The following is a 23070-nucleotide window of genomic DNA, read 5'->3' as shown; positions in this document are numbered from 1 at the left end:
TTAATTTCCTTACTCATTTTAAACGAAAAATAAAAATTTAAACAACTAAAAAGGCCCCGCCAATTGACGAGACCCTTATTTATTTAGATTTATTTTGCCGCTCTTGCTGCTTCAAGTGCTGCTTCATAGTTAGGGTGATTGGTAGCTTCACTTACATATTCCACATAGGTAACTGTGTCGCTTGAATCCACAACAAAAATGGCACGAGTTAATAATCTTAATTCTTGGATTGCTACGCCAAATGCTTCACCAAATGAAAGGTCGCGGTGATCCGATAATGTTTGTACATTTTCGATTCCAGCTGCTGCACACCAGCGTTTTTGTGCAAATGGAAGATCACAGCTGATTGTTAAGATTTTAACGTCTCCTAAAGAATTAGCTTCTTCGTTAAAACGGCGTGTTTCTGCATCACATACACCAGTATCCAGTGAAGGTACTGAACTGATTAAACGAACCTGCCCCTTAGTATTGTCTAAAGTAACAGCAGAAAGGTCATTTGCAAGTACGGAGAAATTTGGAGCTTTTTCTCCTACTTTTACTTCATTTCCAAGTAATGTAACTGGGTTCCCCTTAAAAGTAACATTTGCCATACTATCATCCTCCTTTTAATTATGTACAGTGTAAATATATCTTTTCAGAATTATTTTTGCAATTATTAAGGCTTTCGCATAGCTTATATCATGAAAAAAGTTAATCTTCCTTGTTCGTTGGAAGATTAACCTTAATCTTTATAAATCTAAATCATGTTTAGTCTGATGGTTAGTATGAATTCTACCATCATCTTTTTTAGAGAACATTTGCTGAATTTTATCAACTGCCTGCGGTGCAACCTCTAATATTTTCTCATATAAATGAGTACTTTCATCTAGGTGAAGCATTTTGACTCCGTGTGAATTAACAATTAAAAAGGCAATGGGTGTAATTGAAACTCCGCCCCCGCTACCGCCGCCAAATGGCAGTTTGACTTGGCCCTGACCTTGCCCTTGGCCTTGCTCTTGTTTTTGGCCGCCAGACTGGGAACTATCCATCTTAAACTCACTGCCTCCTGCAGCAAATCCAAAACCAACCTTTGAAACTGTTAAAATGACACTTCCGTCTGGGGTTTCAACTGGATCCCCAATGATCGTATTTACATCAATCATTTCTTTCAAGCTTTCCATCGCCGTTGTCATTAAACCTTGAATTGGGTGATCAGACATGATCGTATCCTCCTCATTCAAATGGATTTCATTTTTTCATTTGAAATATTTGCTTTGCTTTTAAAGTGCGGTTTCCCGCCCTTCCAGAATTTAATCAGTTTTAATCCTGCTAGAATAGCTTGCCCGATTCGAAACTGAAAAATACATGTTAACTGTGTGTGAATAACAGCTGCTTGAAAATGCGGGGTTACCGTCAATTGTGGCATTTCTTTTAGTTTTAAAAAATGGCTCAGCAGTCCAAGAATGCCCCCTTTCACCGCCCATAACGCACCTGTTGCCATTCCAGTATGTGCAGCATCGCCGACCCCAATCATCGAGTGCCACTCAAATTTTTTTATCGTAACTTTCTGGAAGAACTTCCTCACGATGATATGCATTCCAAAAACGTGTTTCAGCATTTCTTTTGTATTTTTCAGATTCGTAAGCATATCGTCTGAAGTAATTTGTGTGACATTTTTATCGGATGAACCATCTTTTACCACAATGCTTGGGGAATTATCATCCACTTTGATTAATGGAATATGTTTTTTAAATCTAATTAATCCAAACCAAATCCTAAACTCTACCTTTAAATCATCATTGTCGTTATGGTGATAATAATTTACAAGAATCGTTAATTTAGAAAATATGATAAGGATAAATAAGAGCAACAGGATAGACAGGGAAAGCAACAGCCAAAACAAAATATTCACAACCTTTCCGACTGTTAGTATTTCCTATTCACAAAAAAACTATCAACATTGTAGTTGATAGTTCTATTTTTAGCGTTCGGCATGAATGACTGTAGTGTCAGTGAAAAGATCATGTATTCCTTGTTTTTTAGGTAAAAACGCAACAATGAGATATCCTAATATAATCGTTACTGAAATAAACCGGCCAATCCATTCGCGAAAAAGAACCGTTCCCCATGATAATTTTTCCTGATGTAAATCCTTTACTTTTAGCCCAAAAACCATTTTTCCAAGTGTTTGATTGAAATATTTTGTCATCAGGACGAAGTACGCGTAAAAAATGACAGCAGAAACAATTGATATAGGGGCAAACATATTAAATTCGGATAATGATAGATCAAGCACGCGAAAAACAGGCTTGATTAGAATGCGCCCGATACTGCTGATAACGATTAAATCAAGGAGATAGGCCCAAAACCGCATCCAAAAGCCAGCATAGCGAACTGGCACATTCATTGTCTCTAAAACACTATGCTCGTCGTCAGAGTAATCATTCGTTTCCATTTATAGCCCTCCTATTCAGCATAAAGATACATAAGACGCGGTGAATTCGGCTTGGAAAGTACTTTTATAAGACCTGTCATTTCAATGCGATCACTCATCCATTTTTTCGCTGTTAAATTAAATAAGGAACCTATCCCAAGATCATCAGAATAACGCACCACCTTGACACCTTTAAGCTTTTCATTACTTTTCATCTCCGAAATGACATCATCTAAATAGCCGAATCCATCGATAAGATTTAAATCCTTCGCCTGCCGGCCATCATAGACTCGACCATCTGCAATCTTTTTAACTTGTTCCACTGTCATATGACGCCCTTCAGAGATCACTTTGACAAAGCCCTCATATGAATTATCAATCATTCTTTGTATAATTTGGCGTTCTTCGTCCGTCATTTTTCTTGTCGGACTCATGATATCCTTATATTTACCGCTTTTAATCGTAACAAAATCCACACCGTATTTATCTGCCAGTCCTTGATAATTAATTCCTTCCATGATTACCCCAAGGCTGCCCGTAAGTGTTTCAGGGCTGGCATAAATTTTTTTCGCTGCCGTTGAAATATAATATCCTCCTGATGCAGCCATGGAGCCCATAGATATATATACTGGTTTTTTCGTATCCCTTTGGACTTCCTTTAACCTATCATGAATTTCTGCGCTTTCAACCACCCCGCCTCCAGGAGAATTAACCTTAATGATGATTCCTTTAACCGTATCATCCTTTTTAATATAATTTAGCTTCTTCAAAAACTCCTGGTGGTTATAACCTGGGCTTTGTAAAATCGATTCTGAGTCCCCTGTGTCCTGGATTACTCCATTTATATCAAGGATGACGATTTTTTTTAACTCGCTTCCGTTTTGAACCACTTCCTCCGAATATGGCTTATCTGAATCCATAAAGTCATTTAAATCCGTTTCAATTCCTTTAAAAGCAAAGGATGATAATAGATTAATGATGACTGATCCGATAAATAACACGGCTGCAATTCCAAGTGCGGCCCAGCGTTTTCCATTCAATGTGTTTCCCCCTTTTGTCAAAACTCTGAACTTTTACGTTCATTCATTCATATTGTTTCTTAAACATGCTAAACTAAATGCATTCAAACATTAATTTACCAATGATTAAATTGAAAATAGGGGAAACATTCTATATTTCAGTTCTTAGACAAGGGGGCCCTGCCATGACAGAAAGACGCAATATTTACTATGATTACAAGCGAGATCCCGGATTGCTTGCAAAAGCCGCTCCTCTTTTTGAAGCAAGTGAACGTTATGGATTTACCATCGTGAATGATTATCGGAAAGCAAATATCATTGCCAGTATTGGCGATGACGGTGCCTTTCTCCAAGCAGTTAGAAAAACTGGTTTTCGAGATGATTGTCTTTATATGGGGATTTCGATAAAAAACAGTTTAAATATGTATTGTGATTTTAAAATTGAAGACATTCCATCCATGATTTTAGCTATGCTCAATGAAAAGTTAGAGGTTCGGCGTTATCCGCTGATTGAGGTTTCTGTTGATGGACAAGGAACTTTTCCTTGCTTAAATGAATTCTCCATCCGCTCGTCGATAATTAAAACGCTCGTGGTGGATGTGATTGTCGATGACCTTCATTTAGAAACATTCCGCGGTGATGGCCTGATTGTTGCCACACCAACCGGAAGCACCGCCTATAATAAATCCGTTAACGGTTCCATTGTTGACCCTTTACTTTCCTGTATGCAAGTTAGTGAGGTTGCATCCGTTAATAATAATCGATACCGTACCCTCGGTTCTTCGTTTATTTTAAGCAGTGACCGAACACTAACGCTAAGGGTTATTCAGGACGGCAACGACCACCCGACAATGGGCATGGACAACGAGGCATTAAGCATTCGTCATGTGGACAAAATCAAAATTAGCTTAAGTGACAAAAAAATAAAAACCCTTAAATTAAAGGACAACTCCTTCTGGCAAAAAGTAAAGCGGACATTCCTTTAAAAAATCGCTCAGTTAAAGACCATTGCTAATTTTTACACTGTTGATTGGAGCGGAAGGCGAGAAGACTCCTGCGGGAGTACGGGACAGGGGAGACCCCGCAGGCGCCAAAGCGCCGAGGAGGCTCCCCGGCACGCCCGCGAACCGCTCGCGCCTGGAGCGCAAATCAACAACCAAGTTTAACAGAGCCTAAAAAAACCTTATCCTAAAAAACAGGATAAGGTTTTATTTTTATGTTCTTTTTTCTCCCCGAGCCTTTAATCCACTTTGTGGAAATAGTTTGGTTTTTGAAAGAGAATAAATGGTTAAAGCTGACCAAATGAATAAGAACGAAAGCAACTGTATTTTTGAAAAATGTTCTTGATAAACAAATACACCTAGCAGCAGTGTGATTGTTGGTGCGATATATTGCAGGATGCCGAGTAAGGAAAGGGGAATTTTTTGTGCCCCTTTTGCAAAATAAAGCAAAGGAATTGCTGTTGCGGCCCCAGCACCAATTAAGAGGAAATCAGTGCCAATACCTTCTGATAAAAATGCATTTGAATCATTTACAAATAAAATAACAATATATATCGCAGCGAATGGCGCCACTACTAAAGTCTCTAATGTTAACCCTACGACAGAATCGACATTAATCAACTTTTTAGCCAGTCCGTATAGTCCGAAAGAAACAGCAAGACTGATGGCGATCCACGGGAAATTCCCATGAGATATTGTGATAATCGCAACCCCAATCCCAGCCAAAACAAAGGATACATATTGGGATACCGATAACTTTTCCTTCAAGACAACCATTCCCAATAAAATGCTCACTAGAGGATTAATATAATAGCCGAAACTTGCTTCGATCATATGACCACTATTTACTGCCCAAATATAAATAAACCAATTAATACTGATTAGAAGTGAAGCAATGATTAAGGCATACATCTGTTTTTTATTTTGGGCAAAGCCTTTAAAAGTGCGAATGAATAATCCCCATTTTTTTGAGAAGATAAGAACAACTGCCATAAAAATAAATGACCAAAAAACGCGGTTTGCAAGAATTTCCTTTGCATTTACATTATCTAAAAGCTTCCAGTAAATCGGCAATAATCCCCAAAGCAGATAGGAAAATCCGGCATGGATAACCCCTAGCTGTGTTTCACTCTTTTTCATCTATCTATCGATCCCCTATTCTTTCTAGTTTCGAAATATTTTTATATTATAACGTGAAACAACCTTAATTGGGGATTTTTTTGCTTACTAATTCATTCCATTAAAAAAGGCAGGCAGATACGATCCTGCCTGCTTTTTGATTATGAAGATTAATTTTTCTTTACAGTTTCCATTTCTTTTTGGCGCAGTTCAATCCGGCGAATTTTACCAGAAGTTGTTTTCGGAAGCTCTGTCAAATACTCAATTTTTCTTGGATACTTATATGGAGCTGTCAGTGTTTTTACATGCTCCTGAAGAGATTTGGTTAATTCAGGCTCATTCAGATCAACATTTTCTTGTAAGACAACAAATGCCTTAACAATAAATCCACGAATTTCATCAGGGCTTGCGACAACCGCACATTCTTTTACAAATGGATGTTTAACAAGTGCATCCTCAACTTCAAAAGGCCCAATTGTGTATCCGGAACTGATGATAATATCATCGCCGCGGCCTTCGAACCAGAAATAACCTTCCTCGTCCATTTTGGCTTTATCCCCTGTGACATAATAATCGCCGCGGAACTGCATGGCTGTTCTTTCAGGGTCCTTATAATAATTTTTGAATAATGCCGGCGTTTCCACGTGTACAGCAATATCGCCAACTTCACCAACTGTGCAGACCTGGCCCTCTTCATTGATAATTTCAACTCTGTTCCCTGGAGTCGGCTTGCCCATTGAACCCGGCTTTAATTCCATCCCTTTGGTCACACCAACCAGTAATGTATTCTCCGTTTGGCCATAGCCATCACGGACATCCACATTGAAATATTTTCTAAACGTGTCAATTACCTCACGATTTAGCGGCTCTCCAGCTGAAACAGCGCTATGGAGATTAGACAGCGTGTAATCAGCTAAATTATCTACCTTTGCCATTAAGCGGTATTCTGTTGGAGTACAGCATAGAACATTCACATCATATTTTTGTAGTAGAGTTAAATACTTTTTCGGCTCAAATTTCCCATTATAGACTAATCCAGTTCCACCTGATCCAAGAACGGAAAGGAAAGGACTCCATATCCACTTTTGCCAGCCTGGGCCTGCTGTTGCCCAAACAGTATCACCTTCTTCGATGCATAGCCATTTGGCTGCAGCGGTCTTTAAATGAGCAAACGCCCATCCATGTGTATGGACTACCCCTTTTGGATTTCCTGTTGTTCCTGAAGTATAGGATAAAAAGGCCATATCATCCCGAAGTGTGTCAGCTAGTGGGAACTCTACTGAAGCCGCTTTCATTTCTTCATCTAAATGAATCCAGCCATTCTCCTCATCCCCAATTGTAAACTTAACGAGTGGCTGTGTTGCTTTTATATTTTCAAATTGGTCTGCGTACGGATAATAGCTGACAACAGCTTTCACATCACCATGTGTAATCCGGTACTGCAGGTCCTTTTCCCTTAACATTTCCGAGCTTGGAATGACTACCATCCCTGATTTTAAGGCGGCTAAGTAAACAACATATGCTTCAATTAGGCGTGGAACGATTACGAGTACGACATCGCCTTTCTCCAAACCATTTTGAGCAAAAACATTTGCAGCTTGGTTAACTTGTTTTAATAATTGCTCATATGTAACCTGCTTTGTTTCACCAGATTCATTTTCCCATTTTAATGCCATATGGCTCGGATCTTTTGCAAATCGCTCAACCTCTGACACAAGATTATACTTTTCTGGTGCAATTAAATCTTCGCGTTTCATTCTTCTCCCCCTCAATTTCAGATAATAAAATTCCCTCAAATATATTATACAAAATTATTCTAAAATTTTAAATTATTATTCATTTAAAATATTTCTCAACATAATAAGAGAGTGAGGCATGAGCCTCACTCTCTGTAGCCATCGTATTAAATTTGATTAACGAGCAAATCCGCCGCCTAATTGTGACTCAGCCATTTGAACTAAACGCTTAGTGATTTCACCACCAACAGAACCGTTAGCGCGTGAAGTTGTATCTCCACCAAGTTGTACACCAAATTCAGTTGCAATTTCATATTTCATTTGGTCAAGCGCTTGTTGTACACCAGGAACAACTAATGAATTAGAATTACCTCTAGCCATGTGATAATCACCTCCTTGTGAGTATAGAATGTGTAGAACTCACAAGGTTCATTCTAAATATCAATTGGTAATTATTCACAAAAAATTCACAAATACTTTACAAATACTTAAAATAACTCATTGAATTCCGAGCGATGTTCGCTGTCTGGTTTTATTACAAGCGTTTCAACCTCTTGAACAGCCTCTTGAATTAATGGTTCAAAATCAAAATAACTTTCATACTGGTTAACTTTTTCTCGTTTTGGTTTCGTTTTTGGAGATGAGGGCACAAAAATTGTGCAGCAATCTTCAAAGGGACGAATCGAAATATCGAGGGTGTCAATTTCCTCAGCGATTTTAATAATATCCGTTTTGTCCATCGAAATCAAGGGACGTAGAATTGGGGTGTTCGTCACCTCGTTAATCGCATACATACTCTCAAGCGTCTGGCTTGCTACCTGTCCAAGACTCTCACCAGTAATAATCGCAAGGCCCTCTTGTTTTTTTCTAATTTCATTTGTAATCCTTAACATCATTCTCCGCGTCGATGTCATCGAATAATTTTCCGGTACCTGCTCACGGATGGCCTGTTGAATATCTGTAAAGTGTACGATATGAAGTGTTAAGGAGCCAAAAATTCCGGCAAGCTTTTTCGATAAGTCGATGACCTTTTCCTTGGATCTTTCACTTGTAAAAGGCGGGCTGAAAAAGTGAACAGCTTCAATTTCCAAGCCGCGTTTCATAGATAGGTATCCCGCTACCGGGCTATCTATGCCGCCTGAAAGCATGAGCATCGCTTTCCCGCTTGATCCGATTGGCAGTCCGCCGGCCCCTTGAATTGTTTCTGAAGATAAATAGATGGCATCTGGTCTCACTTCGACTCGTAAATTAATATCCGGCTTCTTTACATCCACTTTTAATCCCGGAATATTTTTTAACAAATGTGCTCCAATTGTTTGATTGATTCCATCAGTATTCAATTCGAACGTTTTATCCGACCTTTTAGCTGTAATTTTGAAGGTTTGGCCATCCTTGAATTGGGATTTTACTAACTCAAACGATGCCTGTTTCAATGCCTCCACATTTTTTTCTACTCTGATTGCTGGACTATAGGACTGAATCCCAAATATATGCTTTAATTTTCCAATGATTTCTATCCCATTTTCACCATTTAGCAATACATACATTCGGTCACGGCTTGCTTCTATTTTTACTTTTGGAAATGGCGCAAGGGCTACTCGAACACTCTTTTTCAATTTATCAATAAATTTATTGCGATTTCTTCCTTTGGTGGATATTTCTCCATAGCGTATTAAAATACGATCATAATTCATCTATTTCATTACCTTTCGTAGTTGGTTTACTGTTTTTTCAATTAATGTAAGGACTTCTAAGGCTTCAGCCTCTGTATTATCAAATGATAAGCTAATTCTTATAGCACTTTCTGCCAGGCTTTCTGGAACTCCCATAGCGAGAAGTGTATTGCTGGGTGATTTCTTCTTTGATGAACAAGCACTAGTTGTAGAAACAAAAATCCCATTTTGCTCAAGAGCATGGATGAACACTTCTGATTTAATCCCTTTTAAAGAAAAATTTAAAATATGTGGTGCAGCATGTTGGACGGGTGTGTGAATCTGAATGTCTTCGATTTTGCTTAAGCCTTTTCGGAGCAAATTTTGGATCTCACCCATTCCTGCAATACCCGCATCACTTTTCATCATTGTCATCCTGAGCGCCTTTGCCATCGCAACAAATCCTGCCACATTTTCTGTACCGCTTCGCATTCTCCGCTCTTGGTTGCCTCCTGAAAATAACGGGGTCAGTCTTGCGCCCTCTCGTATAAATAGGACACCAGTACCTTTTAAGCCATGAAATTTGTGGCCTGATAGCGAAAAAAGGTCTACATTATTTTTATATAAAGAAAGTGGTACTTTTCCTACACTTTGTACAGCATCCACATGAAAGAGGATGGATGGATATTTTTTAAGAATATTGCCTATTTCTTCAATAGGCTGAATGGTTCCAACCTCATTATTTACCTGCATGATCGAGATTAATATCGTTTCTTTTCGAATGGCCTTTTCTAAATCTTCAACTGAGATTCGGCCGTTCTCATCAACTGGCAATCGGGTGATTTCAAAGCCTTCCTGCTCAAGCTGCTCCATTGCTGCTCGAACTGATGCGTGCTCTACACTCGAAGTAATTAAATGCCGCCCTTTATGTCGATTTAATAAGGCAGTACCTTTAATGGCAATGTTGTTGCTTTCGGTCCCGCCAGAGGTAAAATAAATCTCATTTGCCTTTACCTTTAAAAGACCGGCAACCTGTTCTCTAGCCTGTGTTAAAAGCTTTTCCGCCTGCCCTCCCATACTATGCAGAGAAGAGGGGTTGCCAAAATATTCGCTGGATACTGTTACAAAAGAATCTAAAACCTCTTTATATGGTTTTGTGGTTGCACTATTATCAAAATAAATCATCGTTTTTCCTCCGTCAAAAATAAATCTTATCATAAACCTATCTTTTGAAAAAGAAAAGAAAAAACCGATTCAGAGAGAATCGGTTTTTTATTCCATGACAGCTGAAGCTTTTATTTTCTTTAATGCTTCTGGGTCAATACCTTCCAATGAAGCGGCAACTTGCTCTAAAGCCTCTTGATAATCATAGTGTCTAAAGGCGTTTTCTGCATCGGTTAAGCTTTTTGCAACAGAAGGATACTGGCGTCGGTATCGGTTTCCATATTGAATGGCCTTTTCCGCAAGTGTTGCATTCTCAATCAATTCAATGGTCGAAGAAACAAGTTTATCAACGGTTAATACAGCAATTTCTAAATATTGATTAAGGGCGGAAATGTTAAGCGGCTTTTCCTCCAACTGATACCTGACATTTTGAATACTTTCGTTAGTATCTTCGTAAAGGTACTTGTAGTCATCAGGTAATCCTGGAGCATTGCTCTTAGCAACAAGGCGTACAGTCTCCCCAACCTTTTTCGTTAGTTCTTTTAGTTTATCTCTTGCCTCAATTTCATCTTTTCTCAGTGCTTGCAGCTTATAAGCAAATGCTTGTTGTCCTTCGAGGATGATTTCTAATTGTTCTTTTAGTTCACTTAATTCCTCGCCTAGAACAGATTGAGCCGTTTCGTTGAGTTTAAATTTTTCCAATAAAATATCATAATGTTTAAAAACAGCAGTAAGTTCTTTTTCCAAGTTCCGCTGTGTTTCAAAATCATCATCTGATAACTGATATCTTTCTTGAATATGAAATACTTCATTTGAAAGATTGTTAATTTCTTCCTCGACCGAAACAAGAAGGCCGGTCGTTACCTTTTCATTCTTCAACACGAAATGCTTGGCATGTACTTCCTTTTCCAAAAGGTCAAAGAGAATATCGACTCTTTCCTTCACTTCTTTTATTCCTTCTTCAGCTTGCTCAATATCCGTTTTTTCAATTAGCATTATAATCTCAGTGAGCTTTTCTTCCAAGCGAATTTTTTCTATTTCCACATTTATGTGCTCTAAATAATATCCTTGATCAGTCATTTCCCGGTATCCATCGAAAACATCGGCAAGCTGATTTGGAAGCAATGACTGACACTCAATTAAGTACTGAGGGATTACATTCATATTGTTTTTGATTGCGGCAAGTGTACTATGCATCATCAATACGACTTCACGTGCTTCAAGGTAATTGCCGTTTTCCGTTTTTTCATCATATTCATGAAATTTTTGCGTCACTTCACCAAGCTGCACTTCTAAGCATTTTTCAGCATTACCAAAGCTATGGCGGTGAGCTAAAAGCATTTTTTTCGATTCCCGATAAAGCTCTTTTAATTCCTCGATCTCTACTCTGTTTTTCTCCTCGCTGCCAACAAGTTCATGGAGCTCTTCCAAAATACTTTTAATTTGGTCCTCAGTTTCCTGCAGTTTTTCTGCAATCTTTTGTTGAACTTCTCTTGACTTTTTGAACCGGTATTTGTCTATGTACTCTTCTGCATCAAACAGCATCTCTTCTAAGTCTGGAAGTTTCACAGTTACGACATCATCCCATTGATTCCGCCAATGTTCAAAAAGCTCTTCGGTTTGTCCAGTCATATTAAGCTGTTTCACTTTCGACATTTCATCCAGTATCGGACGATTCATTAGATCAATTTTCCAAGCTTCCAATTGATCCATTTCTTTAAAATATTTTTTCTTTATTAAATATCCCACTACAAATAGGGCTAGTAATAGGAAGAATAAACCAATGAAATACTTCACTTGACAGCCTCCTAGCTCAAACACAATGATTCTATTAAAGAATTTTTTCGTCTATATAAAAAGATCACTTAATGTTTTATTCAATGCTATTATGATACCATGTAAACGACATTTTTTGACTATTAAATTCAATTTTTTTGTAAAATAAAAAAAAATAGCGATTGCCGCTATTTTAGCATTGCCCCTTTTTTAATTGGCACATCCGAGCATAAAGTTTTATCAATCCAATGATTGATATCTTTTAAATATTTCTGCTCAAAAAATTGCTCATTTGGAAAAACATATAATACTTCTCTCATATAATGATTGTTCATAAAGGGCATCATGATTAAACCCTTAAGTTGTATGATTAAATATGGAATGGAATGGGGGCGGAACTCCCCCCATTCAAACCCTCTTTCAAAGATTTTTTGAAAGTAATATTTTTCTTTTAATGAATAGGTCGACATAATTTCTCTGACAACCTGAGAATCGATTGACATTTCACGATATACGAAGCATGCCAGTTGAAGATTTTCACATTGAAAGTGAATTAAATCGGCGACCATTCGCTTTAAACAGACTTCAGCGCCCCGTTCAATTGAGAGGTAAGCTTCTTCCATTTTGCTGATATATTGTTCAAAAAAATGCGTAAAGCAATATTCTAACAATCCAGCTTTGTTTTCAAAATGATAAGCAATCGTTGCCGAATTTACTTTTGCTGAATGAGCAATATCCCTGATTGACGTCCCATTGTAACCTTTTGAATTAAACAATAATACGGCGGCTTTAACGATCGCATCTTTTGAATTTTTCTTCATTAGCTATCCCCCCCAATTAAAACACCGAATATCTCCTTACATAAAGATTCTTTGTATCACGCTAGATTCCTTTAAGAAAATATCGACAAAGTCTGCTCATTTTCTTCTTGTTTTGATAAAATAAACTATAAAAATTATAAGAAAAAGGAGAAATTTCATGTTTAACGTCGAAATGTATAGTGGAAGTCGCGAAGAAAATTATGATCTCTTGAAAAAACAATTACAGGCACTTCTGCACGATGAAAAAAATCATATTGCAAATCTCAGTAACGCTTCTGCTTTATTAAACCAATTTCTTGACCGGATCAACTGGGTCGGTTTTTATCTCTTAGATACAAACGGGGAGCTTGTATTAGGACCCTTCCAAGGTTTGCCGGCCTGTGTCCGTATTCCGCTTGGCAAAGGAGTTTGCGGGACTGCTGCTTTGAAAAGAGAAACATTACGCATCGAGGATGTGCACCAATTTCCTGGTCATATCGCCTGCGATGCTGCATCCCAATCAGAGATTGTCATTCCACTTGTAAAAGGGGAACAGCTTATTGGGGTATTGGACATCGATTCACCTGAAAAAAATCGCTTCGATGAACTTGATCAGCAAAAGCTAGAAGAATTTGCTGGAGTTCTGTTAGAGTATATATAAAAAAAGGGCACGGAAATAAAATCCGTGCCTAACTAACCTTCATATTATCATTTTGCGATACAACTTTATTCTTACCCGTTTCTTTCGCATGATAAAGTGCTTCATCGGCTCGTTTAAATAAATGATTATAGGAATCAAGCTTCTCCTTATGCCAATAAGAAACACCGCATGACACAGTAATGTGTGGTGATGACCATGGGAATCATTAATTTCTTTAAAGTTATCAATATCTATGAGAATAAAAGTTCCTTCCTCATCTTCCTTCATCGACCATTGAATTTGTTCATCCAAATATTTTCTGGAATGAAGCTTTGTAAGGTGGTCAGTAATGACCAATTTTTCTAATTCTTCTCGAAGCAAAGAATTCGTAAGCGCTAACGAAGAATGATGGATTAATGATTGCAGCAACTTAAAGGTCTCAAATGAAAAAAAGTAGGGTTTGGGATGCATAACAATAGTGAAACCTTTTAGATTCTCATCTTGAATCATCGGTACTGCCATAACTGAATGAAAATTTGTGATGCTTTGAATTTTAGGGAGACTAATATCACCCAAAAAGAGAGACTCTTTTTCCATTTGAATTCTTTCTTTTATATAGTTGACATAGATCCGTGCTTGTTTTGTAAAAAAGTAGGGAGTTGAACCTGGGAGTAATTTCACTTTTTCGTGTTCTTCGGAGAGTATAAAAAAACCAACTTCTTGTGCATTAAAGGAAGACTTAATTTGCTCAGTTATATAACCAATCGTTTCTGCCAAACGTAGATTAGAATTTAAGCGATGTGAAGTTTCGTTTATTAATTTCAAATTGGAAATCCGGCGTCTTGACTGCTGATAAAGAAGGGCATTTTCTAATGACTGCCCTACACTTCCTGCTAATAATGATATGAATTCCACCTCTGTTTTTAGGATTTCATATTCATTTGGCACAATAACCTGTAAGACTCCATAAATACCTTGAATCCCCTTTATTGGCTCGTAAAGAATGGTATGGTGGTCTGATTGCTCAACTTGTTTTTCACCAGTGAAATAAGCATCTATCGCTGTAATATTTTCGTTGTCATATTCCAATTCCAAGATTGGAAGTTCATTATGGATATATGTATCCTGGGACATCAGCAGGTTATACGAGTAATCCGGATATACCTCTTGAAGAATTACAAATATTTCTCCCAAAAGAGTACCCATATCAAACGTGGAATGCATTTTTTCGGAAATATGAAATAACTTCTTATATCTTTCTGCTTGCAAGATTAAATCTCTTTCGAGAATGTCCATTCCATCTCCACCTAATTTTCCATACATTTTCAATTCCAAAAATATACATCATAACCTAATTATAGATAATGTTCGTATATTTTTGGAATATTAATTTGAATAATTTATAAATTTTTTTCACCTCATTATTGTTCCTTTTGCTGACAGATAAAAAATAAACTTGACTTATGATGAATAAAAAATATATAATACTCTTTGTGTAAAATATTGCAGCCTATGTGAACAACTTTATTTGATTCATTTTGTTCCTCATAAGGTACCTACCTTACGAAGGTGCATCTTGTAACCCTTAGCTGCTAGGGCGAAGGTGCATGAAAACAAAATGGCTTTAATGCTGTTTCATAACGGTTTTTATTTTACCAAAATAAAAACACAGAGGAGGAGTCATTCATGGCTCGTTATACCGGCCCAAGCTGGAAATTATCCCGTCGTCTTGGAATCTCTCTAAGCGGCACAGGTAAAGAATTAGAAAAGCGTCCTTACGCTCCTGGACAACATGGTCCAAACCAACGCAAAAAGCTTTCTGAATACGGATTGCAATTACAAGAAAAGCAAAAGCTTCGTCACATGTACGGAATCAATGAGCGTCAATTCCGCAATCTATTTGACAAAGCTGGCAAACAAGCTGGTAAACACGGTGAAAACTTCATGGTTCTTTTAGAATCACGTCTTGACAACGTTGTATACCGTTTAGGTTTAGCTCGTACACGTCGTGCAGCTCGCCAATTAGTTAACCACGGTCACATCCTAGTTAACGGTTCACGCGTTGATATCCCATCATTCCGCGTTACAGCTGGTCAAACTATCAGCCTTCGTGAAAAATCACGTAATCTTGATGTAGTTAAAGAAGCAGTTGAAGTAAACAACTTCGTACCTGACTTCTTAACTTTTGATGCTGACAAGCTAGAAGGTACTTTCACTCGCTTACCTGAGCGTTCTGAACTTCCAGCTGAAATTAACGAAGCTCTTATCGTTGAGTTCTACTCTCGTTAATAACAATAACCCCAGGCCATTTTTTATGGCTCGGGGTTTTTTTCTATTTTCTATTGATTAATTTAATGGATATCCAATATCCAATTCCAAGTAGTGCATAGATTAATACAAGAACAATTGAGGTTAATACCCTTTCACGTACTCCTCCATCCGCAAATAGAACGGGTCCAAGCCCGAAAAATGTGACAAGTGCAATGAGAATGATAAAGAATGCATGCAAGACATATTTCATTTACTTCACCCCCATTTTCTCTTCTTATATATTTAGACGAAAAAAAAGGGCCTTGGATTCACCAAGGTCCTTCTTTACTTTTCTTAATAATTGATTAGTGTGTATTTCTTTTTGCCTCTTCTGATAATTGTAAACTGCCCTTCAATCCGATCTGTATCTTGTAGGACGTAAGCAGTATCTGTTATTTTTTCACCATTAACGGTAACTGCTCCATTTGAAATATCTTCGCGAGCCTGTCGCTTAGAAGGTGAAATCTTCGCAGCAACCAAAAGATCAACTAAATTTTCTTCATTTGCTGACTCATAGGCAGGAACATCCTTAAAGCCTTGTGCAATCTCGGCAGCCGTTAAGCTTTTTACATCGCCGCTAAACAGAGCCTGAGAAATTTTTATTGCCTGCTCTAATGCAGAATCACCGTGAATGAGGCGTGTCATTTCTTCCGCCAAAACCTTTTGAGCTTTACGAAGATGCGGCTCTTCCTGGACAGCTTTTTCTAATTGTTCAATATCCTCATGAGAAAGGAACGTAAAAATCTTTAAGTACTTCACTACATCAGCATCAGCAGTGTTAATCCAGAATTGGTAGAACTCGTATGGAGTTGTTTTTTCTGGATCAAGCCAGACTGCACCGCTTTCTGTTTTTCCGAATTTTGTTCCATCTGCTTTGGTTACGAGCGGAATGGTTAAACCATATGCCTTAGAGCCTTCCGACTCGATTTTGCGGATTAGTTCGAGACCAGATGTAATGTTCCCCCATTGGTCGCTGCCGCCTATTTGTAATTTACAATTATGATTCTGGTACAAATGAAGGAAATCCATTGCCTGTAAGATTGTGTACGTAAATTCTGTAAACGAAATTCCTGTTTCAAGGCGAGAGGCAATTGTGTCTTTAGCCAGCATGTAATTCACACCAATATGCTTACCAATATCACGCAAGAACGTTACGACATCCATCGATCCGGCCCAGTCATAGTTGTTAACCATTATGGCGCCATTTTCTCCTTCAAATTCAAAAATGGATTGTAATTGTTTTTTGATACCGTTGACATTGCTCTGTACTGTTTCGAGAGTCAGAAGCTTTCGCTCTTCACTTTTTCCACTTGGGTCTCCGATTAGCCCTGTTGCACCACCGACTAATACGATGGGACGGTGGCCATGCTGCTGGAATCTTCTGAGCGTTAAAAATGGAAGTAAGTGTCCAATATGCATACTATCTGCAGTAGGATCCACGCCGCAGTATAAAGAAATTTTTTCCTTGCTGACTGTATCTTTTAAGCCTTCTTCATCCGTTTGCTGATAAATAATCCCTCTCCACGCTAAATCTTGTAATAAATCCATTCTAAATCCCTCCAATCAAAAATAAAAACGCCCCTGCAAAATTGCAGGGACGAGATAATCGCGGTACCACCCAGCTTGAGGAAAATTCCTCCAACTCAAAAAATATAACGGTTTAACCGTTCTCTGCTACTGATCTTTTCACAGAGAAAGCTCGAGGATGTAATTCATTCTTCTATTTGTGACAGCTTACACCGGCCGCTGACTCTCTAATTTACAGGGATAGAAGAACTACCATTGGTTCCCTTCAACGCTTTTTATAAAATTAGCTTATTGCATTTTTACCATATCTTACTTCCCATGTCAAATACGATATGGAAATTTCAGAAAAATGTAGAACGTTGTCAGTTTTTATACTTTCAATATGCTATAATGTATGTGATTTTAGATGAGGTGATGCTATTAATGAATGAAAAAATTCAAGCATGGCTGGAAAAAACAAAATCCATGCTTAACTTAATAACCCATAAAAAGGCGGTAAAAGGGGCCCGAATTACATATTCTGTTTTTTGGAACCTATTCCTGTTGGTTTTAACAGTTGTCATCCTTGGAGGTTCATTTGCTACAGGGGTTGGAGCTGGTTATTTTGCCTCACTAGTAAAGGACGAACCTGTCCGTTCATATGCAAGTATGAAAAAAGATATTTATAATTATACAGAACCATCGGAATTATATTTTGCTAATAATGTTTATTTAGGAAAAATGCGCTCCGATCTTGAACGTGAAGAAGTAAAGCTGGATCAAGTATCAGAGTATCTAGTCAATGCAGTCGTTGCTACTGAGGACGAATATTTTTATAAGCATAATGGCGTAGTGCCAAAGGCAGTTTTCCGCGCCCTCTTTCAAGAAGTGACCAATTCTTCCGTCCAATCTGGCGGCAGCACATTAACACAACAATTAATTAAGAACCAGCTCTTAACCAATGAGGTTTCCTTTCAAAGGAAAGCCAATGAAATTTTACTTGCCCTTCGTTTAGAGAAATTCTTCGATAAAAAAGAAATCCTTGAAGCTTATTTAAACGTATCCACCTTTGGCAGAAACTCATCAGGCCGAAACATTGCTGGAGTTGAGGCAGCTGCAAAAGGGATTTTTGGAAAAAAAGCAAGTGAATTAACCCTTCCGCAGGCAGCATTTATCGCTGGATTGCCTCAGAGCCCATTTGGGTATACACCTTTTACCAGAGAAGGTACGGTCAAGAACAATCTTCAACCAGGACTTACGCGGATGAAAACAGTTTTAAAAAGGATGTTCGATGGCGGTTATATCGATCAAAAGCAATATGCAGAAGCATCTTCCTACGATATTACTAAAGATTTTATTCAGCCTATTAGTACTCCAAGTGAAAAATACCCAGGTCTGCCTACAGAAATTGAAAAGCGTGCTGTGGGTGTGCTAACAACCGTTTTAGCCAAAAAAGATGGCTATACAGACAAAGATTTAAAAAATGATGATAATCTTAACTACAAATATCAAACAATGGCCGACCATGCTTTACATCAAAATGGTTACCAAATCCATACCACCATCGACAAAGATATTTACGAAGCGATGCAAAAGGTAAAGGATAATTACAAATATTACGGCCCAGATAAATCCCAGGAAAAAAAGGATCCTGAAACAGGTGAAAAGCTAACAGTAATGGAACCCGTGGAAGTCGGGGCAGAGCTTATTGAAAACAAGACAGGGAAAATTATCAGCTTTGTTGGCGGAAGAGACTATGGCAAACAACAGATGAACCATGCCACTAGTGCCCTTAGGCCAAACGCTTCCACAATGAAGCCGCTTCTTGTCTACGGCCCTGCAATAGAGTTAGGAAAAGCATCTCCTGGCACACCGCTTCCTAATGTTGCCTTAAATTTTATTCCTGGCAGAAGCAAGCCATGGCCGCAAAACTACGACTATCGCTATAGCGGCTTAGTTTCAGCGAGGTATGCACTTGCAAAGTCTTATAACGTTCCGGCAGTGAAACTTTACTCAGAAATCGTCAACCAGCATCCTGCTAAGTATTTGGAAAAGATGGGATTTACCTCGCTGAGTAAAGATGATCATACAAACCTTTCAGCTGCCATCGGTTCTATTACGGGGGTCACTGTTGAAGAAAACACAAATGCGTTCAGTACTTTTGCCAACGGCGGGAAATTTATCGATGCCTATATGATTGATAAAATTGTTGATAAAAGCGGTAAAGTTATTTATCAACACGAGGTGAAGCCTGTTGACGTTTTCAAACCACAGACAGCCTATTTAACTCTCGATATGATGCGGGATGTTATTAAAATGGGGACCGCAGCAGGGATTAATAGTAAATTAAAATTCCGTGCCGATTGGGCGGGGAAAACAGGTACTGGTAATGAATATGTTGATTCCTGGTTCGTTGCAACCAACCCAAATGTCACTTTTGGTATTTGGACAGGGTATGATACACCAAAATCATTGCAGTCTAGAGGCATGTCTTACAGCCAGCGGACGAATAATCTTTGGGCAGAATTAATCAATTCTGCGTATAACCTTAAGCCGGATTTAATCGATCCTAAAGAATCGTTTCAAATGCCAGAAGGAATCGTAAAACGCTCTTATTGTGCTGTTTCCGGAATGCTGCCATCTAGTGCTTGTTCAAAAGCAGGATTAATTGAGAGTGATTACTTTAATGTTAATAATGTTCCTTCTAAAGTTGATGATAGCTTAATTGAAGGTAAATTTGTAACGATTGGCGACAAAAGATATTTAGCCCTAGATTCTACCCCAAAAGAGTTTGCTCAGTTTGGTTTAATCCTAAATCCGGACTTCATTACTCGGATGGTAGGAAAGAACTTTAAAAATTATAGCCAGCTCATTCCAAATAAGGACCGTTGGGGAAAAGTTCTTGTATCAAGTGCAAAAATGGTTGATAACGGAAAGACTCCTAATAGCGTAGGATTATCGGTTTCAGGCAGTACTATAACATGGTCATCACCTGGTGATAATGATGTTGTCGGGTACCGAGTTTATCAAAATGGCAGTAAAGTAGCCAGCATCATTAGTGGCTCTAAGCTTTCTTATACAGCAGGCGACGGGAATTACTATGTAACGGCTGTTGATATTGCAGGCCAGGAATCTGCCCCGTCTAATCAAGTTACTGTTGGTGCTGTAACGACTCCTGCACCATAAAAAAAAACACAAGAGGCTAAAATCTCTTGTGTTTTTTACGTTAGGCAGTGTTAAACTAGCCTGTTGATTTCCGCTCCAATCAACAGGATTAAAAAATCAACAGTGACCTTTTAAACAGCCATACGCTAAATTATACAGATTCACTTTTTTGATGATTCCGAATTGGATAAAGTGCCTTTTCAAGTGTAAGTAAATTTTTTTCGGTAATCTCTGCTTTTCTTGGGATAGGTGTATATAAATTTTCCGGGTCATCCCATCCCCTTGGCAATTGAACAGGCGCGTCTTTTTGCCAGCGCTTCACCCACTCCTCAGGCAAGCTGCCATAACACTTTGAGTTTTCAGTCATTTCGAGCCATATAAGTGCCCAGGCTCTTGGTACTACGCGCCAAATATCATAGCCCCCTCCCCCTACCGCAATCCATCTTCCATTGCAATATTGATGAGCGATTTCATGGGCAAGCTTTGGAATTTCCCGATAGATTTTCATCGTTGCTGATAAATGTGTTAAAGGATCATAATAATGGGAATCAGCCCCATTTTGCGTCAGAATTACATCGGGTTTAAAAAACTCAGCCACTTCTTTAATCGCCTGGGAATAGGCATGTAGCCATGATTCATCTTCAGTAAAGGCATCGACTGGTATATTAAAGGAATAACCATAACCTAACCCTTGTCCTCTTTCATTGATATTCCCTGTACCAGGAAATAAATATCTTCCTGTTTCATGAATCGAAAGGGTGCACACTTTTGGATCATCATAAAAGGACCACTGGACTCCATCCCCATGATGGGCATCTGTATCAATGTATAATACTCTGGCATTATACTTTTCCTGAAGATATTTGATGGCTACTGAACTATCATTGTAAATACAAAATCCCGAGGCTTTGCCTCGGAAGCCATGGTGCAAGCCTCCTCCAAGATTAACTGCATGGCGGGCACGACCAGACATTACTTCGTCTACAGCTGTTAAAGTGCCACCAACTAATAAGGCACTTGCTTCATGCATATTAGGAAAAATAGGTGTATCTTCTGTACCAAGTCCATAATTTTCAGCGATTTCGTTCGGAAGCTGCCCATGTCCAGCTTTTTTTACTGCCTCTATGTAGCTTTGATCATGGATAAGTGCTAATTCTCCGTCGGTTGCCATTCTTGGAGGAATGATGTGTTCGGGATTTAATGCATTCATTTTATTTAATAGGTCTACTGTTAATTTAAGCCGGAATTGGTTAAACGGATGATGACTGCTAAATTTATAATTTAGCTGTTCTTCTGAGAAAACAAAGGAGCATTGATCTTTCATAGGGAAATCCCCGGTAGGTTTGGCCATAAAACTTGGTGGCCAGCTTCTTTAAGATCTTGAATAAGCGCCGTTGGGTTCATCGTTTGCACCCTGATGACGAGAATTTTAAATTGATCATCCGATTTGTCAGGATATACTAGTACACTAAGAATATTTGCTTTCCGTTTTTTAATAACAGTAGTAATATCACTAAGTTTCCCTGCTAGATTAGGGACCCTTATTTCAATTTGTGACCCAGGCTGATGGGCACCAGTCAACTCAACCATGGTTCGCAGTAAATCAGTTTCGGTAACAATCCCAACCAACTTTTGATCATTTATGATGGGAATACAACTAATTTTATGCTCATAAAAGAGGCCTGCCACCTCTTCTACAAAATCGAGAGGATGACCAGTAATAACGTTTTTTTCCATGATTGTCTCAAGCGGCTTTTTTAAATCCTCCGGATGCTCATTCGCATGAAAAATGGAGGGTGTTGCCTCCCTAATTTCGGCAATGGTAACAAGACCTACCAATTGTTTTTCTGATGTGATAATCGGAATATGGCGAATTTTTCTAGATTCCATTAAATCCATTGCATCGGCAATTGTATTGTTTGGATATAGTGTTGCGACTTCTGTTTTCATGATTTCTTCAACGATCATTAACAATTCCCCCTCGAGTGCAGGCAATATCAGAAAAACTCTAATACATAAATCTATTCATAAAGCGCAGGCGGTCAAACTTTTGGACCGTTTCCCTGTCGACACGTTTACCAATTCTCGCCATAAGGCAATTGGCGGGATGGGAACAGATTTCAGGGTCATCTGTTGCATACCACTCAAGGCCGCCGGCATTCATCATCTTTTCCATTATTTTTCGATATTCCCACACATTTAATTTTGTTCCTTTTAAATCCCAGTGCCAATAATACTCGGTTGTTATGGTTAAATAGTCTTCCATTGCATCATCCATCATCGAAACAATTAGAAGATTTTTACCGACCTGACTGCCTCTAAATTGGGGAATGACCTCAATGGCACCCAGCTCAATTAAATTATCCATTTTTCCTTCCGACCATCTTTCAAGCGGGTCTGGGTAAAGGAAAGTGACATAACCAACAATGGTATTCCGGTACCTGGCAATAATTATTCTGCCTTCTGAAAGATCAGCAATCCCAATTAAAGCCCTATGCTGCTGCTCGGGAGGGCGAAAGGCAATCAGGTCTTCATGAAAATCGAGCCCTGCTAGTTTATCTGACGAAATAGGCCCTTCAATAATCAGGGTCCCATGTGGTGTTTTAAGTTGTTTGGCATTATATGTTTTTTTATGTTCCATACGGTCACCTACCTAAAAAATCATTCGTTTTCAATTTCAATTCTATTATACATAAAAACTTGTAATTAAAGTCGACTTAACAAAATTTTCAGATTTATAAAACGGGTTGACAAATACTATTAGTATTA

22 protein-coding genes, 1 pseudogene and 1 other annotated feature are annotated in these 23070 nt (G+C 38.4%); of the genes and pseudogenes, 4 read left to right on the top strand and 19 right to left on the bottom strand.

Annotated elements, in window-relative coordinates; genetic code table 11:
• Window positions 1-89: 89 nt before the first annotated feature.
• The 5 genes from tpx to sppA form a co-directional block, all read right to left on the bottom strand.
• Window positions 90-590, bottom strand: a complete 501-nt coding sequence (tpx, locus tag AC59HZ_RS00570; protein ID WP_496543986.1) for a thiol peroxidase — start codon at window positions 588-590, stop codon at window positions 90-92.
• Window positions 591-728: 138 nt separating this feature from the next.
• Window positions 729-1199: a GerW family sporulation protein gene (ytfJ, locus tag AC59HZ_RS00565; protein WP_496543985.1), complete on the bottom strand. Its 471-nt coding sequence runs from the start codon at window positions 1197-1199 to the stop codon at window positions 729-731.
• Between the two features lie 17 nt (window positions 1200-1216).
• Window positions 1217-1891 carry a DUF2953 domain-containing protein gene (locus AC59HZ_RS00560; protein WP_496543984.1) on the bottom strand — a complete coding sequence of 225 codons (675 nt, stop codon included), beginning with the start codon at window positions 1889-1891 and terminating at the stop codon, window positions 1217-1219.
• Window positions 1892-1960: 69 nt separating this feature from the next.
• Window positions 1961-2434 (bottom strand): RDD family protein, encoded by a 474-nt coding sequence (locus tag AC59HZ_RS00555; protein WP_496543983.1) that lies wholly within the window; start codon window positions 2432-2434, stop codon window positions 1961-1963.
• Between the two features lie 11 nt (window positions 2435-2445).
• On the bottom strand, window positions 2446-3453 hold the full coding sequence (gene sppA / locus AC59HZ_RS00550) for a signal peptide peptidase SppA (protein WP_496543982.1): 1008 nt from the start codon (window positions 3451-3453) through the stop codon (window positions 2446-2448).
• Between the two features lie 164 nt (window positions 3454-3617).
• On the opposite strand from sppA, the gene AC59HZ_RS00545 reads away from it, so the two are divergent.
• The gene (locus AC59HZ_RS00545; protein ID WP_496543981.1) at window positions 3618-4418 is read left to right on the top strand and encodes an NAD kinase; all 801 of its coding nucleotides are present in this window, start codon (window positions 3618-3620) and stop codon (window positions 4416-4418) included.
• Between the two features lie 228 nt (window positions 4419-4646).
• Here AC59HZ_RS00545 and rarD read toward each other — a convergent pair whose 3' ends face one another.
• From rarD to refZ, 7 genes are all read right to left on the bottom strand, one after another.
• Window positions 4647-5573 (bottom strand): EamA family transporter RarD, encoded by a 927-nt coding sequence (rarD, locus tag AC59HZ_RS00540; RefSeq protein WP_496543980.1) that lies wholly within the window; start codon window positions 5571-5573, stop codon window positions 4647-4649.
• Window positions 5574-5722: 149 nt separating this feature from the next.
• Complete coding sequence (gene mbcS / locus AC59HZ_RS00535; RefSeq protein ID WP_496543979.1) at window positions 5723-7309, bottom strand: acyl-CoA synthetase MbcS; 1587 nt, start codon at window positions 7307-7309, stop codon at window positions 5723-5725.
• Window positions 7310-7465: 156 nt separating this feature from the next.
• Window positions 7466-7669: an alpha/beta-type small acid-soluble spore protein gene (locus AC59HZ_RS00530; protein ID WP_496543978.1), complete on the bottom strand. Its 204-nt coding sequence runs from the start codon at window positions 7667-7669 to the stop codon at window positions 7466-7468.
• Between the two features lie 107 nt (window positions 7670-7776).
• Window positions 7777-8982 (bottom strand): tRNA uracil 4-sulfurtransferase ThiI, encoded by a 1206-nt coding sequence (gene thiI, locus AC59HZ_RS00525; RefSeq protein WP_496543977.1) that lies wholly within the window; start codon window positions 8980-8982, stop codon window positions 7777-7779.
• On the bottom strand, window positions 8983-10125 hold the full coding sequence (locus tag AC59HZ_RS00520) for a cysteine desulfurase family protein (protein WP_496543976.1): 1143 nt from the start codon (window positions 10123-10125) through the stop codon (window positions 8983-8985).
• Window positions 10126-10212: 87 nt separating this feature from the next.
• Window positions 10213-11901, bottom strand: coding sequence for a septation ring formation regulator EzrA (gene ezrA, locus AC59HZ_RS00515; RefSeq protein WP_496543975.1), 1689 nt, complete (start codon window positions 11899-11901; stop codon window positions 10213-10215).
• A gap of 167 nt (window positions 11902-12068) precedes the next feature.
• The gene (gene refZ / locus AC59HZ_RS00510; protein ID WP_496543974.1) at window positions 12069-12701 is read right to left on the bottom strand and encodes a forespore capture DNA-binding protein RefZ; all 633 of its coding nucleotides are present in this window, start codon (window positions 12699-12701) and stop codon (window positions 12069-12071) included.
• Window positions 12702-12858: 157 nt separating this feature from the next.
• Between refZ and AC59HZ_RS00505 the strand changes: the two genes are divergently transcribed.
• Window positions 12859-13341 carry a GAF domain-containing protein gene (locus AC59HZ_RS00505; protein WP_496543973.1) on the top strand — a complete coding sequence of 161 codons (483 nt, stop codon included), beginning with the start codon at window positions 12859-12861 and terminating at the stop codon, window positions 13339-13341.
• A 28-nt stretch (window positions 13342-13369) separates the two neighbouring features.
• On the opposite strand, the gene AC59HZ_RS00500 is transcribed toward AC59HZ_RS00505, so the two are convergent.
• Window positions 13370-13516 carry a diguanylate cyclase domain-containing protein gene (locus tag AC59HZ_RS00500; protein ID WP_496543972.1) on the bottom strand — a complete coding sequence of 49 codons (147 nt, stop codon included), beginning with the start codon at window positions 13514-13516 and terminating at the stop codon, window positions 13370-13372.
• Window positions 13517-13587: 71 nt separating this feature from the next.
• Window positions 13588-13791: pseudogene (locus AC59HZ_RS00495) on the bottom strand (GGDEF domain-containing protein); the annotation flags it as partial.
• A gap of 1215 nt (window positions 13792-15006) precedes the next feature.
• Between AC59HZ_RS00495 and rpsD the strand changes: the two are divergent.
• Window positions 15007-15609 (top strand): 30S ribosomal protein S4, encoded by a 603-nt coding sequence (gene rpsD / locus AC59HZ_RS00490; RefSeq protein ID WP_496543971.1) that lies wholly within the window; start codon window positions 15007-15009, stop codon window positions 15607-15609.
• Window positions 15610-15652: 43 nt separating this feature from the next.
• Here rpsD and AC59HZ_RS00485 read toward each other — a convergent pair whose 3' ends face one another.
• Together AC59HZ_RS00485 and tyrS are read right to left on the bottom strand one after the other, a co-directional pair.
• Complete coding sequence (locus AC59HZ_RS00485; protein ID WP_496543970.1) at window positions 15653-15841, bottom strand: DUF6954 family protein; 189 nt, start codon at window positions 15839-15841, stop codon at window positions 15653-15655.
• An 83-nt stretch (window positions 15842-15924) separates the two neighbouring features.
• Complete coding sequence (gene tyrS, locus AC59HZ_RS00480; RefSeq protein ID WP_496543969.1) at window positions 15925-17178, bottom strand: tyrosine--tRNA ligase; 1254 nt, start codon at window positions 17176-17178, stop codon at window positions 15925-15927.
• Window positions 17179-17220: 42 nt separating this feature from the next.
• Window positions 17221-17435: a binding site (T-box leader), on the bottom strand.
• Window positions 17436-17580: 145 nt separating this feature from the next.
• Between tyrS and AC59HZ_RS00475 the strand changes: the two genes are divergently transcribed.
• The gene (locus tag AC59HZ_RS00475; RefSeq protein ID WP_496543968.1) at window positions 17581-20322 is read left to right on the top strand and encodes a transglycosylase domain-containing protein; all 2742 of its coding nucleotides are present in this window, start codon (window positions 17581-17583) and stop codon (window positions 20320-20322) included.
• 130 nt (window positions 20323-20452) lie between these two features.
• On the opposite strand, the gene AC59HZ_RS00470 is transcribed toward AC59HZ_RS00475, so the two are convergent.
• Genes AC59HZ_RS00470 through AC59HZ_RS00460 form a run of 3 tightly spaced genes read right to left on the bottom strand, consistent with a single transcriptional unit; the run spans window position 20453 to window position 22942 of the window.
• On the bottom strand, window positions 20453-21625 hold the full coding sequence (locus AC59HZ_RS00470) for an acetoin utilization protein AcuC (RefSeq protein ID WP_496543967.1): 1173 nt from the start codon (window positions 21623-21625) through the stop codon (window positions 20453-20455).
• Window positions 21622-22269, bottom strand: a complete 648-nt coding sequence (locus AC59HZ_RS00465; protein ID WP_496543966.1) for an acetoin utilization AcuB family protein — start codon at window positions 22267-22269, stop codon at window positions 21622-21624. Before AC59HZ_RS00465 ends, AC59HZ_RS00470 begins: the two co-directional genes overlap by 4 nt.
• A 40-nt stretch (window positions 22270-22309) precedes the next feature.
• Entirely contained in the window at window positions 22310-22942 is a 633-nt protein-coding gene (locus tag AC59HZ_RS00460) for a GNAT family N-acetyltransferase (RefSeq protein WP_496543965.1), read from the bottom strand.
• Between the last annotated feature and the right edge of the window lie 128 nt (window positions 22943-23070).

It is taken from the genome of Neobacillus sp. DZ-9, from assembly GCF_059587065.1.
The sequence above is the reverse complement of the archived record's forward strand: the minus strand, read 5'-3'. Positions and strand labels throughout refer to the sequence as shown.

Coding starts and splice junctions, on each gene's coding strand:
- tpx (WP_496543986.1), bottom strand. CDS start 590: ATGGCAAATGTTACTTTTAAGGGGAACCCAGTTACATTACTTGGAAAT.
- ytfJ (WP_496543985.1), bottom strand. CDS start 1,199: ATGTCTGATCACCCAATTCAAGGTTTAATGACAACGGCGATGGAAAGC.
- AC59HZ_RS00555 (WP_496543983.1), bottom strand. CDS start 2,434: ATGGAAACGAATGATTACTCTGACGACGAGCATAGTGTTTTAGAGACA.
- AC59HZ_RS00545 (WP_496543981.1), top strand. CDS start 3,618: ATGACAGAAAGACGCAATATTTACTATGATTACAAGCGAGATCCCGGA.
- rarD (WP_496543980.1), bottom strand. CDS start 5,573: ATGAAAAAGAGTGAAACACAGCTAGGGGTTATCCATGCCGGATTTTCC.
- mbcS (WP_496543979.1), bottom strand. CDS start 7,309: ATGAAACGCGAAGATTTAATTGCACCAGAAAAGTATAATCTTGTGTCA.
- AC59HZ_RS00530 (WP_496543978.1), bottom strand. CDS start 7,669: ATGGCTAGAGGTAATTCTAATTCATTAGTTGTTCCTGGTGTACAACAA.
- thiI (WP_496543977.1), bottom strand. CDS start 8,982: ATGAATTATGATCGTATTTTAATACGCTATGGAGAAATATCCACCAAA.
- AC59HZ_RS00520 (WP_496543976.1), bottom strand. CDS start 10,125: ATGATTTATTTTGATAATAGTGCAACCACAAAACCATATAAAGAGGTT.
- refZ (WP_496543974.1), bottom strand. CDS start 12,701: ATGAAGAAAAATTCAAAAGATGCGATCGTTAAAGCCGCCGTATTATTG.
- AC59HZ_RS00505 (WP_496543973.1), top strand. CDS start 12,859: ATGTTTAACGTCGAAATGTATAGTGGAAGTCGCGAAGAAAATTATGAT.
- rpsD (WP_496543971.1), top strand. CDS start 15,007: ATGGCTCGTTATACCGGCCCAAGCTGGAAATTATCCCGTCGTCTTGGA.
- AC59HZ_RS00485 (WP_496543970.1), bottom strand. CDS start 15,841: ATGAAATATGTCTTGCATGCATTCTTTATCATTCTCATTGCACTTGTC.
- tyrS (WP_496543969.1), bottom strand. CDS start 17,178: ATGGATTTATTACAAGATTTAGCGTGGAGAGGGATTATTTATCAGCAA.
- AC59HZ_RS00475 (WP_496543968.1), top strand. CDS start 17,581: ATGAATGAAAAAATTCAAGCATGGCTGGAAAAAACAAAATCCATGCTT.
- AC59HZ_RS00470 (WP_496543967.1), bottom strand. CDS start 21,625: ATGAAAGATCAATGCTCCTTTGTTTTCTCAGAAGAACAGCTAAATTAT.
- AC59HZ_RS00465 (WP_496543966.1), bottom strand. CDS start 22,269: ATGATCGTTGAAGAAATCATGAAAACAGAAGTCGCAACACTATATCCA.
- AC59HZ_RS00460 (WP_496543965.1), bottom strand. CDS start 22,942: ATGGAACATAAAAAAACATATAATGCCAAACAACTTAAAACACCACAT.